This is a genomic window from Microbispora sp. ZYX-F-249, from assembly GCF_039649665.1.
Lineage (GTDB): Bacteria > Actinomycetota > Actinomycetes > Streptosporangiales > Streptosporangiaceae > Microbispora > Microbispora maris.
In genome coordinates, this window is sequence record NZ_JBDJAW010000076.1 from 1 (window position 1) to 14,637 (window position 14,637).

At 63.6% G+C, this 14,637-nt stretch carries 11 protein-coding genes; 8 read left to right on the forward strand and 3 right to left on the reverse strand.

Annotated features, from left to right (window positions below; translation table 11 throughout):
- Window positions 1-121: 121 nt before the first annotated feature.
- Together AAH991_RS38850 and AAH991_RS38855 are read left to right on the forward strand one after the other, a co-directional pair.
- Window positions 122-5,521: a DNRLRE domain-containing protein gene (locus tag AAH991_RS38850; RefSeq protein WP_346230961.1), complete on the forward strand. Its 5,400-nt coding sequence runs from the start codon at window positions 122-124 to the stop codon at window positions 5,519-5,521.
- Between the two features lie 57 nt (window positions 5,522-5,578).
- Window positions 5,579-6,754 (forward strand): hypothetical protein, encoded by a 1,176-nt coding sequence (locus tag AAH991_RS38855; RefSeq protein WP_346230962.1) that lies wholly within the window; start codon window positions 5,579-5,581, stop codon window positions 6,752-6,754.
- Between the two features lie 335 nt (window positions 6,755-7,089).
- Here the strand turns inward: AAH991_RS38855 and AAH991_RS38860 are convergent, their stop codons facing one another.
- On the reverse strand, window positions 7,090-7,317 hold the full coding sequence (locus AAH991_RS38860; RefSeq protein ID WP_346230963.1) for a hypothetical protein: 228 nt from the start codon (window positions 7,315-7,317) through the stop codon (window positions 7,090-7,092).
- A 469-nt stretch (window positions 7,318-7,786) separates the two neighbouring features.
- Here AAH991_RS38860 and AAH991_RS38865 point away from each other — a divergent pair, with 469 nt between their 5' ends.
- From AAH991_RS38865 to AAH991_RS38885, 5 genes are all read left to right on the forward strand, one after another.
- Window positions 7,787-8,104, forward strand: a complete 318-nt coding sequence (locus AAH991_RS38865; protein ID WP_346230964.1) for a hypothetical protein — start codon at window positions 7,787-7,789, stop codon at window positions 8,102-8,104.
- Window positions 8,105-8,234: 130 nt separating this feature from the next.
- Entirely contained in the window at window positions 8,235-8,408 is a 174-nt protein-coding gene (locus tag AAH991_RS38870; protein WP_346230965.1) for a hypothetical protein, read from the forward strand.
- Window positions 8,409-8,530: 122 nt separating this feature from the next.
- A complete protein-coding gene (locus AAH991_RS38875) occupies window positions 8,531-9,052 on the forward strand; it encodes a tetratricopeptide repeat protein (RefSeq protein ID WP_346230966.1) in 522 nt (173 codons plus the stop codon).
- Between the two features lie 376 nt (window positions 9,053-9,428).
- Entirely contained in the window at window positions 9,429-9,923 is a 495-nt protein-coding gene (locus AAH991_RS38880) for an SMI1/KNR4 family protein (protein WP_346230967.1), read from the forward strand.
- Between the two features lie 62 nt (window positions 9,924-9,985).
- Window positions 9,986-10,255 carry a hypothetical protein gene (locus tag AAH991_RS38885; RefSeq protein ID WP_346230968.1) on the forward strand — a complete coding sequence of 90 codons (270 nt, stop codon included), beginning with the start codon at window positions 9,986-9,988 and terminating at the stop codon, window positions 10,253-10,255.
- An 845-nt stretch (window positions 10,256-11,100) separates the two neighbouring features.
- Here the strand turns inward: AAH991_RS38885 and AAH991_RS38890 are convergent.
- A complete protein-coding gene (locus AAH991_RS38890; RefSeq protein WP_346230969.1) occupies window positions 11,101-11,568 on the reverse strand; it encodes an Rrf2 family transcriptional regulator in 468 nt (155 codons plus the stop codon).
- A 131-nt stretch (window positions 11,569-11,699) separates the two neighbouring features.
- Between AAH991_RS38890 and AAH991_RS38895 the strand changes: the two genes are divergently transcribed.
- A complete protein-coding gene (locus AAH991_RS38895) occupies window positions 11,700-12,449 on the forward strand; it encodes an SDR family NAD(P)-dependent oxidoreductase (RefSeq protein ID WP_346230970.1) in 750 nt (249 codons plus the stop codon).
- A gap of 474 nt (window positions 12,450-12,923) precedes the next feature.
- On the opposite strand, the gene AAH991_RS38900 is transcribed toward AAH991_RS38895, so the two are convergent.
- Complete coding sequence (locus tag AAH991_RS38900) at window positions 12,924-14,372, reverse strand: RNA-binding domain-containing protein (protein WP_346230971.1); 1,449 nt, start codon at window positions 14,370-14,372, stop codon at window positions 12,924-12,926.
- Between the last annotated feature and the right edge of the window lie 265 nt (window positions 14,373-14,637).

Here is a 14,637-nt window from a genome sequence, read left to right on the forward strand (position 1 = left end):
ACCGCTGAACTTCAAGGTCGGTGTCAAGACCACAGGCTGGCGCCTGCAGCAGGACGGCCAGGGCCGTCTCCGGCTGACCGACCGGACGGGCAAGCTTGTCGCACCGGTCGCCGAGCCGGTCATGCACGCCACCGGCCGCCCCACTGCGCAGCCTGGCAACGCCGACAAGGCCGCAGCTGCGGCTGCGCGAGCGGGGAAGACTGCCGACGACGTCAAGAACGTCAAGCGGGTCGGCCGGATCACCAGCCGCCTGACCGGCAGCGGCGGCGAGCAGGTGCTGGAGCTGGCGCCGGACGCGGCGTTCCTGGCCGATCCGACAGTGACCTACCCGGTGGTCGTCGACCCCACGCTCACCCTGTCCCCGCAGGCGGACACTTATGTCAGCAGTTCCGGTGGAGGTTCTCACTACAGCGACGCGAGCCTGGCCGTCAGCAGCGGGGTGCTCTTCGTGCCGACAGCCCGCTCCTACCTCAAGTTCGACACCGCCGCACTGGCCGGCGCTCAGATCACCAGCGCCACGCTGCGGCTGTACAAGCTGTCCGGCGACGTGCCCGGCTTCTCCACGGCCAACGGTCCCATCGTTGAGCGGATCACGGGCACTTGGGACCAGACGACCTTGACCTGGGCAAACAAACCCGCGGTCACAACGGCCGGGCAAGCGCCTATTCCAGCCTCGTCGATTCATGGCGGTGTCGCCGAGGACCTCACCTGGACGGTCACTCCTATCGTCCAGGCCTGGGCCTCCGGTACCCCGAACTACGGTGTGCACCTGCGGGCGGCCAACGAGGGCGTTGACTTCATGGCGATGAACTTCCATTCCGCGGAGATGACCGGGACGGGGGCCAAACCGCCGCTGCTGACCGTCACCTACACCACCGCCTCCGCACCCGCCGTCGGCAACCTGTCGATAACCCCGGTCACCGGAAACGCGGTGTCCTCGCTGACGCCGACCCTGCACGCCACCGTGTCCGACACCGCCGGCGGCAGCCTGCGGGCCGACTACGAGATCGAGCACGACCCCGCCTACACCGCCGAGGGCACCGGTCAGATCTGGGCCGGCAGCTCCAGTGGCGTCGCCTCTGGTAACGATGCACCGGCCGCGGTACCGGCTGGGAAGCTGAGCGATGGGTGGCACGTTCGCTGGCGGGCCCGCGCCACCAACACCGGCACCTCCACATCCTCGGCCTGGTCCGCCTGGCAGACCGCGGTGGTGAACGTGCCGGACCCGGTCGTCGACCAGCTGCAGGTCACCCCCGCCCAGGATTTGTCCGGGCAGACGCTCACCTCCACCCTCACCCCCGCGCTGGCAGCCCGGGCCACCACCACCGATGCGACGGCATCCCGGGTGGAGTTCGAGCTGGAGCACGACCCGGCCGACACGCAACATGGCACCGGCGGCATCTGGACCACCGGAGCCGACGACGTCGCCTCCGGCACCCAGGCCACCGTGACCGTCCCGGATGGCAAGCTCGGCGACGGGTGGAAGGTCCGCTGGCGCGCCCGAGTGGTCGCCGCCGGATCCAACGCCTCCCCGTGGAGCGAGTGGCAGTCGCTGACGGTGAAGGTCCCGGCCGCCACCGTCTCCCAGCTGCAGATCACCCCATCCCAGGTCGACGGGCAGACCACAACGGTCACCTCGCTGACCCCGCAGCTGCTGGCCACCGTCACCGACGCCTACGGGCAGCCGCTGCGGGCCGAATTCGAGTTGGAGCACGATCCGGCCGACACTCAGCACGGCACCGGCGGCATCTGGACCACCGCGGTCGACAACGTCGCCTCCGGCACCCAGGCGTCGGTCACCGTGCCCGGCGGAGCCCTGTCGAACGGGTGGGGGATCCGCTGGCGCGCCCGCGCGGTCAACACCGCCACCCAGGTCGCCTCCGCCTGGTCGGATTGGCAGGCCGCCACCGTCAACGCCGCAAACGTTCCCTCCGAACCCGGGGTGAGGGCGCTGCAGGTCACCCCCTCCCAACTCGTCGATGGCATCACCGTCGCCACGTCGCTGACCCCTCAGCTACGCGCCCAGGTCACCAACCCCGCCGGCGGCACCCTGCGGGCCGAGTTCGAACTCGAACACGACCCCGCCGACACCGAGCACGGCACGGGCCAGATCTGGACCACCGCTGTCGACGACATGCCCGCCGGTACTCAGGCGTCCGTGACCGTTCCCGGCGACACGCTGGGCGAGGGGTGGCTGGTGCGCTGGCGGGCCCGTGCCGTCGCCGGTGAAACGGCCTCGGCCTGGTCGGACTGGCAGACCGTCCGGGTGGACCAGCCCGACCCGATGTTGGGCACCCTGCAGGTCACCCCGTCCCAGGTGGTGGACGGCAAGACGGTCAGCGCCTCGCTGACCCCGCAACTGCGCGCCCAGGTCACCGACCCCACCGGTGGCAAGGTCCGGGCCGAGTTCGAGCTGGAGCACGACCCCGCCGCCCCCGAAGGCCAGGGCAGCGGCCAGATCTGGACCACGGCGGTCGATGAGGTGACCTCCGGCACGCAGGCGACCGTGACCGTCCCCGAGGGCAAACTGAGCGATGGGTTCCTGGTGCGCTGGCGCGCTCGCGCCGTCACCGGCGCCGGCACCTCGGCCTGGTCGGACTGGCAGCAGCTGACCGTCGTAGATGGCTCTCAGGTCCTCGCTGTCGACGACCCCCGCACCCAGCCTGTCACGAATGGAACCACCAACACGCTGACGCCTGTACTGATCGCCAAGGTCAGCACGCCGGCGGGCGGGCAGCTCGGCGCGGAGTTCCAGGTCGAACACGACCCTGCCGACACCGCCCACGGCATCGGCCAAATCTGGACCACCACCGTCAACGGGGTCTCGACTGGAAACGACGCCGCCGTCACCGTCCCCACAGGGACACTGAACGACGGATGGAAGATCCGCTGGCGTGCCCGCGCGATCCGCGGTGCCGCCACCTCAGACTGGACCTCCTGGCAATCGGTCGAGGTTGAGGCGGCGAAGCACTACGACACCACCTTCGAATACGACCGCCGCGGTCAGCTGATTAAGCAAACTGACGCCAACGGCAATGTCCGTACCTTTACCTACGATCTAGTGGGTCGCCGCACCACCGCCCATGACCCCGATGCCGGGGACTCTGAGCAGTCCTACGATGCCGCTGGGCGGCTGGTGTGGTCCACGAACGGCAACGGGCAGAAGATCTCCTACTCATACGACGCCATTGGACGTAAGACCGTCGTGTGGTCCGGGGAGCGCGACAGCGGGACCAAGCTGGCCGAGTGGGTCTACGACACCGCCGAAAATGGCAAGGGCCAGTTAACCTCCGCTACCCGTTATGTCAACGGCCACGCCTACGTCGATGCGGTTACGGGCTACGACTCCATGGGCCGGCCACTCAGCTCGACCCTGACAGTCCCCTCGTCTGAAGGTCTCATAGCCGGTACTTACACCTTCGCCACTACCTACACGCTAACCGGGTCGGTCGCCTCTTACACCATGCCTGCGGTAGGGGGGCTGCCTACCGAGAAGATCAACTACAGCTATTCGGACCTGAACCTTCCGCAGGTTATGACTTCCGACTGGAGTGGTGGATTCACTTATGTTGGGTCGACGGCCTACTCTCCAACCAACCAACTAACCGAGCGTTTTTATGGAGCGAACGGAAAGATCAAACGCGCGTTTACATGGGATGAGACAACTGGTTGGCTGAAGCGAGTCACTACGACGACCAGCTCGGACACCGATAGTCCCATTGTCAGGCAAGACGACCACTACACCTACGACCTCTCCGGTGAAATCACTAAGATCCTCGACGCCGCCTCCGCTGCGAGTGGAAGCAGCGGTCAGTCCGAATGCTTCACCTATGACGGATTGCACCGCTTAACTCAGGCGTGGACCACCATGGCCGAGTCGTGCGGGACTGGTACAGCCGCGGGCGACAATCAGGGAGTCGACCCTTACGCACAGTCCTACACCTATGATGCGGTTGGGAATCTCACAAGCCTCACCTCTGATGGGCAGATCGCCAGCTACAACTACCCGCAGGCGGGCGGCTCAGCGGAACGGCCAAACGCGGTCACTTCAATCACGCGGCCCGAAGGCACGGATACCTACGCATATGACAACGCGGGCGCAATGATTTCCCGTAGTGCGGGTGGAAAGGCTGGCAGCTTCGACTGGAACGAACTCGGCCAGTTAGACAAGGCGAGCATTGACGGCCAGGACACCACGATGGTGTACGACGCAAACGGCCAACGTCTTATCCGTCGTGAGCCTGGAGATAAGACGACCCTGTACCTCGGCTCGATGGAAATTGAGGCAATCGGTAACTCTGTCACCGCGAAACGTTACTATGGATCGCCGGACGGCGTCATTGTCGCGATGAGAACCAGCAGAGATGGACTCACCTGGCTCGCTTCCGGCCTGCATGGATCGAGTGAGCTCGGTGTAAATGACGGCACAGGGAAGTTCTCCCGTCAACGATACCTTCCCTTCGGCCAGCATCGTGGTGGGGATCAACTTCCGCTTAGCGACCGTGGTTTCCTTGGCAAGATCGAGGACGAGTCAACAGGGCTCGACTTACTGGGTGCTCGTTACTACGACCCGTCGGTGGCAAAGTTTTTGTCGGTAGACCCCCTGCTAGACCTTAGCAATTTGCAACAGTCGAACCCTTACTCCTATGCGGGCAATAACCCCATTGGGATGTCTGACCCCACGGGTCTGGTGGGTGGACCTCCGCCTCAAAACCCGTGCGCGCACCCAAATAGTAAGGAATGTAGCGAATCAAAGCCTTACACGGTCTATTGGGACTACGTCCAGGTCACTTTTCCTTCCCACTGGATGGCCGTAGCTTACGTCAATCGCATGAATCGCGATGGGAAGATTTGCCTTTCCCAGACCTGCATGAACAATCCGTTCTGGCAAAAGAACACCGAAGACGCTCTTATTCAGGATGTTTGTACGAAGCATCCGTCCTGGTGCAAGTACGCCGGTGGGAATACTCCAAATGCCGACCATGCCGCAACCGACGAAGAAATGCGGAGCTACCTCGGGGATGCAGGCATTGCTGGCATGGGGCTCCTCATGTTCAACGGAGACCGGGGCTTCGGTGACCCCGAGATCCAGAGTGGAGTCTACGCATGGGTCAATCCAAAGACCGGAGAAATCGCCAAAGTGGGAAAGGCATCGAATTTTGACACGAGGTACACGGCGCAAGAGCAGGCGGCGTACCATCGTCGAGGATACCGGATGGTTATCCTTTTTAGGACCCTCGACGCGACTACGATGAACGGCCTTGAAGACATCATGTATGATTACTTCAAGGCCACGGGACAGAAGCTGCCGGACAACGACAAACGCCCCATGAGTAGAGGTGCGGGCATGAAGGCGAGTGATGCGAAGCAGGCCATACAGATATCGAACTGGGCTAGGCGGGCTGGGTTTAATTTTCTTCGAGGGATCGGTATCCCCATGGAGCCAATGAGTCCTGAACAGTTCCAAATCATAGGACGAACGGGTCGGGGCTCATTCTTTGAAAAAATTGAGGGAGAGTAAGAGTCCGACCATGTTCTGCTTAGAGCTCAACTCATCGATGCTATCGCTGATAGAGGGATGGAAATGACCTATCGCTCCTCCAAATTGCTAGATACTGACGATGCAATGAACTTGGTCGCTTTCATAGAAGAAGCGTCCGATCAGGGAATGGTGCTCAAAAACGTACTTGAGGCGATACTGAGAGAGGACGATCATGTGCCGGCGGAAGTCATGCGGATGGGGATCGTATGTGCCGTCATCGTAGCAACCAAAGTAGACTCGCACGTTGTAGTAGAGGAACTACAAAGCAGGAAATTAACTCCTACGGTGACCCCTGAGATGGAGGTAATGGCGCGAGAGCTGCTGCAGTTCGCGATGATTCCCTGGCACCCGGTTCATGGGACAAACTACCTCTACGCCCAGTGGAACATCGCTGGAGATATAGAGGAGGCCTGCCAGGAGCTGCGTCGATATCTAGAGGCTCTCGGAGGGCCAGATTTTCACCGAATTTGCCCATCTAATAGTGAATCCTCAAATTCCGACTATTCTTCTGTGTTCCTTCCGGGACGAGAGCTAGTAGAATCCGAGAGATTCCGCATTCGGCAGTTGGCGTCTAACCTTCGAGCGATAGAGATCGAAAGCTTTAATGAATCCAAGGATGACTTCTGGTATAGCGACTTCATATTTGAGCGTCAGACATGTGAGTTTGTTGGAGGTGCCATCGTAGATGGCTGCCGCTTATTGATCGATGACATTTTTGATGATCTTAAGCTCCTCGACGCGATCGGCGGTAGCGTCGCGTCGGCACGCCCTGAAGATTTTAAATTCCTGGATGGCCTCCCCTGGCGTTTTTCAGCCTCGTACGATTCAAGGTTTGTGCGGAAATTTGTAGTAGTTGCTACCGAAATGGCTCGAAGCTTGACGAGGGACGATTGCATCTCCTGCACATCCATCGCCGTGGATTTTGTGCTCAGATCCTTATCCTGGAAGGTTGAGTCCCTGATTCAGGCATATGCAGGCCTTGATGAGGTAGGTAGCCAGGCTATCGCTCAGCGAGTTTCCCGCGAACTATGCCAGTCGGAGGAAAGGCGTGATCTCTGGGAGCTCTCACGCTCGTCCTCTCATTATCAGATCTCTAGGTTAATCCCGTTCGTAAGCGATGGGTTTGATGGGCCGCCTCGCCTTATCCGGCCTGATCAATGGTTCCTCACATTCGATTCAAGTGAAAACAGTTCACCCTATTTATTGCACTAAATATTCGGTACGGGCCCGGGGTTTCCAGTTAAAGCAGGACGATGCGATGGGCTGCCGTGCTGGGCATTAGTCTTTGCAACGACCGCCATCGGCGGCAACCACATGTCCGTACGGCGGTGGATCCTGACGAAGATGAATCGCCACTGACTCCTCAGAACATGACCCTGGCCGATGCTGGCACAGACGACGGGACATGTCGGCCCAAGCCGGGTGGTCCCCCCGGCCCTGACGGCAAGGCCGTAACCTTCTGGTATGGCGCCGGCTAATGAGAGGAAGAGTCGTTGCCGGACTTCATGGAGAGATATGCCCTCTGGCGATCCTTGCCGTTTCCCCGTCTACCCCGCGGTGAGAATCTGTTGCGCTCGGGAGAGAACCTTGCACTCATCCATGGCGACCTTGCTCTCGCCGACGAACATGTGACTCAGGTGATCCTTTTTGTCGACGAGGGGATATTCAGGCCGAGCCGGGCGGACGTCATGGGGTTGCTTGAAGGGGTCATCTCTCGCTTGGAACGATTCGGCGAAGGCATGGCCGTCGAAGAGTAAGAAGTTGTCGACGCCCATTATCGATATTGCATCAAATCTATGCTGAATTTCTGCGCATAGGTGCTCCGTAGTCCGTCACCTGACCGGCAGGGAATAACAATGAGCCGCCCACATGTGGTGGGCGGCTCATTGTTTCTGTTGGAGCATTTGTGCGCGCGACGCGGTTGCAGGTCGTGTCGGCGAACTTCCCGTCTCTCCAAGTCGAAAACTGATCAGCCCACTGGCCTGCCATGTCACGCCCGTCAGCTCGGTCTCCAGATCGCGATGCGGCCGCTGCAATCGTTCCGATCGATCTGCCGATGCGAGGCTCGCCATACAGTGGCGTGTCCCAAGGTGCTCAAGACCATCGCGGTGACGGCGGACGGCCTCACACCCTCCCAGGCCGACCCGCGGGAACGGAGCCACATCTCCTGGTAACTGCACGGAAGGATAGTTCCCGGAAGTAACGCTGATGTGATCATGGCGTCCTCCTCGGAAGGGGCACCTCATGACCGTCACCCCACCGCAGGCGCGCGGGCGCCCCCAGACGATCACTCGCGTCCACGCCAGCGCGCTCCTCGCCGGCACCGACCGCACGGTGCCGGTGCTCGACGGCAACGGGGACCTCGCCGCAGTCACCCCTGGCACCGCCCTCGCTGGTGCCGCCGTACGCGTTCTCCTCACCCGCTCCGACCTTCTCGACGCCGGCGTCCGCACCGTCCCCGGCTCGGGCGGGCGCCTGACTCCGGGAAGCGGTCCCTTCGTCGACGAACTCCTCGATCATCTCAACCCCCTCCGCACGATCGCGGGTGACCCGCAGCAGTGACAGGCATGGAAGAGAAAACAGCCACCGCGGGAACCCTTCGACTGTCGTTGCACCGCCTCACTGTGCGGACCGAGCAGCGCGCCCACGCCACCGCGGCTGAGCGCAGCTGGCACCACTCGGGGGCGGCCGCGTGACGGTCCTCCCCGACATCGCCGGGACCACCACCGAGCTGCTCCCCGCTACCTCGACCGCGTCCGACAGGTCCCCTTACCACGTCTACCTCGACTCCCTCACCAGCGATGAATCCAAGCGGACCATGCGTGGCTGCCTGAACCGCATCGCCCGTGAACCGCGCCGGGATTGATGGAGGCTTCATCGGTTAGCGAGGCCGGTAGGACGAGCGAGGCAAGAGCGTTATGGAAGGAGCTGCTGCCGAAGTTCGAGCGGTACGCGAGTCACGACCATCCCGGCACCGTCTTCGTCCGCATGTCCCTGAACCGCGTCTGCGGCGAGAGCGACCCGGAGCCCCAGGACCTTGCCGAGGTCGAGGCGCGCATCGCACTCCTGGAGCGGTCGCAGGACACACAGGCGCTGTTCGCCGCGCGCGTCGAACACGCCACCATGCTCCGTGACCATGACCGGCTCGACGAGGCGGTGGCCGCTTTCACCGAGGTCATGGAGACGGGTGCCGCCGTGCTGGGCCGAGGACATCCGATCATGGTGTCGGCTGGATACCGGCTGGCGTACGTCCACCAGAAGGCAGGCAGGCTGGGTCTGGCACTCGCGACGGCCCGCGAATCCCTCGCCCAGGCTGACCGCAGCCTCGGCCGCGCACACGAAGTGACGCTCCTCACTGCGGCATCCCTGCTGAGCCTGCTGCTCGCCGACGACCGCCTGGAGGAGCACCATGCCCTGCTGGAGGACCGGCTGGCCGACATCATCGAAGGCCTCGGCTTCGCCAACCCTTTGGTCCGCGAACTTGCCGTTAACGCGCCCGACTCCACCTAAAACTCTGAGCCGCCCGCGGAGGGGGTGTGACACGCGCGCGGGCGCTGAGCCAACACACACTGCGCCGTACACCTCACTCCGGGCACGTCCTGAATTGCCTGCATCCGCCGGTCTTGGGCGGTGCGCAGTTGGCCGTGCCGCTGAAGTTCGGCTGATCCAATACCAGGACGATTTGAAGTTGATTTCCGACAAGATACATTATCGGAATTCAAAGTAAGGGGGGAGCGGAGCGGCGCATGGCGGCACCCCCGGGCAGGCGGAGGCGCGAACGGAGAGCCGCAAAGCGAGCCGCCAGCCGGGCCGCCGGCGACAGCCATGCGACGGACAGCGCCTGGAAATCCCAGTACTGGAAGGACCGAGCGGCAGGATTTGGTGGATGATGGACGCTGTCGAGGCGAGTGAGCGACTGATCGAGCTGGTTCGCGGGAACGATGACATCGCGAACCATGCCGACGGCTGTGACGCGGGGACGATGGCCGCCGCCGAGAGTGATCTGGGTGTGGCTTTCCCTCCCTCGTACCGCCGTCTTATCAAAGAGTTCGGGACCTGGGATATCGCTGGTGAGGAACTTCTCGGCGTATATCAGACACCCGCAATGGGGCTGAAACTGTTGGGTTCCGTAGCGGAAACTCTGGATGCGCGCAGCCAATATGGAATGCCATCCGATCTGATCGTTGTCATGTTCGATGGAATGGGTGGCCTGGTCGTCCTCGATTCTTCTCGTGTGGATCAGAAAGACGAGTACCCCGTCCTCGTCTGGAATCCAGGAGTTGTGGATCGCGAGAGCATGGAGAGGCTCGGGGATGATTTCGGGTCCTTCGCATTCGCCCTGTGTCAGCGGGCCGTAACGCGCTGGCGGGGGTCTGCCTGAAGCTGAAGTCAGGTGAAAAGCGAGAAGCCTCGCCAGAGTTATCTGGCAGGCTTCTGCGGTTCTTGACGGCAACGCTGACGGCAACGTCAGCGGACGGCGGCTGTGGCGGGTGGGTCGTCGGTGTCGGTTCGGTTGAGGGCGTCGCCCAGGGTGTTGATGGCCTGGTGCTGGAGGCGGAGGCGTACGTGGGCGTAGACGCCGGCGGTTACGCCGATGTGGGCGTGGCCGAGGAGTTCCTTGATGACGACAAGGTCGATGCCCTGTTCCAGGAGCAGGGTGGCGGTTCAAGATGGAGGGGGCGGTCATTTCTCGTCAGATGTTACGCAAGATGAGTTCGATGCACTTCCAGATCTGGAAGAGTCCACTGTGATTGAACTTGCACATCGTTTCTTAATGTCATTTCCTACTATTCCACTAGATGACGAACAGCGGGCTGCATGGGAGCGTGGTTACGGCGAGGTTGAACTTCGATGACTCGTGCGTCTCGAATATCGTTTCGGCGACTCGGATTGGGTTGCTTTTCAGGCCGGCCTGGAACCAGCCGATCGAGGTGAGGGCTGGTTCAATTACCCCCTGGTCGGGCGAGTCTCGGTTCGCGTCGAGGTGTCGCGCTTCGATGAAGAGGGGGACGTCGACGTCAAAGTCTCTTATCCGGCAGACGAACAGCCTTAAGCCTTTCTATACGCTGAGTCCGCGCATGGGGTTGTCGCGCCACATGTGGCTGCGCGTACGTATCCGTGGACGACGGGTGAGGTCTCGACCCAGCGGCCGTGGCGGGCGATGGCCAGCATGGAACGGCCAGCAGCGGCCGCGGCCGACGCGCCGCCGGCGCGCAGCGAGTGGGCGGAGTAGCTTTTCGGGTTGTCCAGGCGCGCGGTCTCGGCTGCCGCCTTCACACGCAGGTCGATGGACTGGCCCGCCGCGGAAAAGGCCGATCAGGCGGCCAACGCAAGAACCGCGGGCCCCGCGGCGGCCGCCCCATCAGCCACGATGCGCGCTCAGGGCTCCAGACGTGGTTGCCTTCCATCAGGCTCCGTTACGGCGGATCGGCTCCCGCCTGGGGGTGCGGGCTCTACCTGGCCAGCAGCGGCATGTACGGGAGCCGGACCTTGCCTTCTGGCACGTCTGTCGGCACGCCTCAAGAAGCCCTCGATTGCGCCTGCGATCTCTACCTCAGTCACTGACCCGGAGGACTCACGGGCAGGACCACTCGGCGAGGTGCCGCGAGGACATCCCGGAGTACATCCTCCAGCGTGACGCGGGCCAGCTCGCGCCGGAGGGCCTCCTCGATGCCGTCGTAGACGCGCTGCATCGCCGGCTGGATGCCGTAACCCACGACGCATCCCGGGTCCGGGGTCGCGCGGTGCAGTGCGAACAGCGGACCGGGTTCCACCGCCTCGTACACGTCGAGCAGCGTGATCGACTCCAGGTCGCGCGCCAGCGACCAGCCCGCACCCACCCCGCGCCGGGACTCCACGAGCCCTGCCCTCCGCAAGTCGCCGAGCAGCCGCCGGATCACCACGGGATTGGTGCTCGCGCTGGCCGCGATCTGCTCGGAGGTGGCGATTTCATGGCCCTGGCGCTGGTAGAGGCCGATCCAGGCCAGCGCGTGGGCGGCGATTGTCAACCTGCTGTTGGCGCTCATGAACTCGTTCCTCTCGATCGCAACTCCCGATGTTACGACAACGCCTGTCGTAACAACCAAAGTTGCGACAGTTTGTCGTAACCATTAATGTTTTGACTGTTCGAAGAGGTCAACCAGTGAGGTGAGAAAGAATGAACAAGCCGCTGACGGGCAAGGTCGCCTTGGTCACTGGAGGGTCCCGCGGGCTGGGAGCCGCGACCGTACGGCTGCTTGCCGAGCAGGGCGCCGACGTCGCGTTCACCTACGTCAGCTCCGACAAGCAGGCGCAGGACGTCGTCGACGAGGTGCGCGGCAAGGGAGCGAAGGTCGTGGCGTTCAAGTCCGACCAGGCGGACGTGAGCAAGGCTCCGGCGCTGATCGACGACGTGGTCGGGCACTTCGGTGGCCTGGACATCCTCGTCAACAACGCGGCGATCTCGGTGAGCGGGACGGTGGACGACCCAGATGCCGACACCGCCGCGCTAGACCGGATGCACGCCACCAACTACCTCGGGGTGATCGCCGTCATCCGGGCCGCCTCCCGAGTGCTGCGCGAGGGCGGCCGCGTCATCACGGTGAGTTCCGGGTTGGGCACTCGAGTCGGCGTCCCTGGCGTGGCCGACTACGCGGCGACCAAGGCGGGGGTCGAGCGGTACACCATGGGCGTCGCCCGCGACCTCGGCTCCCGGGGCATTACCGCCAACGTCGTGGAAGCCGGGCTGATGGTGGGCGGCATGGAAACGCCGAACCCCGAGACCCTCAAGGCCCTGCTTAGCTCGCTGTCCCTGCAGCGCATGGGACACCCCGACGAGATCGCGGCGACGATCGCCTTCCTGGCCAGCCCCGCTGCGTCGTACGTCACGGGCGCCGTGCTGGACGCCCACGGCGGCTACAACGCCTGAACCCGCAACGCCGTCAGCGCGGCCCGAGATGCCACCTGCACGTTCAGCTCCCGCCACAACCAGTGGGTTGCGCCTTCGGGCACCTCTTCCAGAGTGCGATCCAGCACCTCCTCCACCACCTGCCCGTCGGTGAGTGTGCGCGGCGCGCCTTGCCACGTCGTACTAGGGCCTGTACGGGGTTCGGATCTTCAAGCGAGGAGGCTTCGGATCCACACGCTTTACACGATGAACGACTGGCAGGCCGCGCAATGCGCCGACTGCGATCTCAGCAAGAGCAGGTTCGGGAGGACCACGACGATCAAACCGGGTTCATCCGAGGGCTTTGCCGCTCCTGCATCGGGCGGGAGCCAGCGATGTAGAGGACAGCGTCGTCCCGGCGACGATCTGACGGCCGCGATCCGGAAGGAGGGACAAGCCCGACTGGCCTGCCCCTCCTTCCGTTGGTGGGAACCGGACGCGGCTTGGCAGCGCTCGTTACTCGTCCGCGCCTGCCCCGATAGGCGGCTGTGCCGAACAGGGGATGTTGCTCTCCTCAACCCAGCGCTGAGCAGTGGCCCAGGAATCGCCCCAGGTGGTTGGTTTGACCGTGCCGTCGGGCCAGATCTGGAGGGCTTCGGCGGCGCCGAAGTTCTGGAACAGCGCGGACGCCAGCTCCGCGGCGGCCGCCGTGAGCGGCCGGCCATCGGCGGCCAAGTCCTCGAGGATGGCTGCCGACTCGGCGTAGGCGTTGTTGCTGGTCTCCCCGTCGCCGATCGGGCGCAGCGGGGCGCCGTGGATGGAAGGCCAGGTGACCACCTGCAGGTGCGCCGGGCCACCCCACTCTTGATGTCTCAACCGTCCGCTGATCATCTGGCCGAGTTCGACGTCGTCGGTGTCGTAGGTGAGCACGTCAGCGAGGAGCCGCGCCGAGAGGGTGGCGGTGCCGGTCGTGGCGGTCTTCTCCGTAGCGTGCCGGGCCATCAGGCGCAGCGCGCCGACGATCCATAGGACGATCTCGGCGTCATGCACGTGAGAGACAGTGCTGCTTGCCCCTGAGCCGATGATCCTGCTAGTGGGGATGGCGATGGACGCTGAGCCGTCGGCGTGGAACTCCGCCCATGCCACACCCTCCCGGTGTGGCTCGTACCCGATCAGACGCCTGGGTCCCACTGTCTGATTCGTCAGCATCGGCGACAGAGCACCGGGCAGGAGGCGCTCGTCGGCGAGGTCGGCACGGAAATCGGCAAGGGCGGCGCTGTTGATGGTCATGTCACCGGGCAGGTCGGGCACCATCGACACGATAAGCACCGGCTGGGGCAGGCTCAGGCCCGGCCGGTTACGGACCAGACGGCGGATCACGTCGGCTTCGACCTGGGCCACGCGGGCGGCCCGATTGGCGATGCCGGTGAAGCGCCGCTGGTAGGCGGCGTAAATCTCCGACTCGGACAGCCAGACCTTCTGGGCGCCGACCCGCCGCGGCCACTTGGTCACGCCGTGCTTCGTGGCGCTCACACAGTGGGGGGCGCGAGGGCTGGACGGGACGGCGATCAGGATCAAACCGGTGCCGGGCGCGTCAGGGTCTTCGAGGGGGACGACGTCGAACAGCGGCAGCGGGGACACCTTCGCCACGACGGCGTCGGTGATGGTCCGCAGACTGTTCTCCGACAGGTCCGTGTGGAGGACCTTGGATGGGACCGTGTCCACCTCGGCCACGCCGACGACGATGACGCCGCCAACGTGGTTGGCGAAGGTCGCGACGTCGATGGCGATGTCGTCGGCGGCTGTGTCTCCGTTGGCCTTATTCGCTTCGATCATCCTCTTGTAGTCGAGGTCTTCGGCTTCGGCGGCGGCCGGGTTGCCGACCAGGGCATCCCAGTCCGCGAAGGTGGAACGGCCGAGGGGCACGCCGAGGAGGGCGTCGAGGCGGCGGGAGCGGTAACGCAACGGGGGTGGGCTCCTACATCGTTGGAGGACGCCAGGTCGGGTGACCTGACGTGATCCACGGTAGGGAAAGACAGGCCGAAAGTAGGAGAAGCTGGGATCCGGGACCGGGAAGGAGCCGGTGCCGAACGCTCCGCTGGCTGCAGGACCGGAGCACGTAGCTGGTCACCTATTCGACTTCGGGTTGATCAACTACCGGTAGTGAGCTTATCGCTAGTTGATCAATGTCGCACGAGCTGTCGTCGTCGACCCACAAGATAGATTGGTT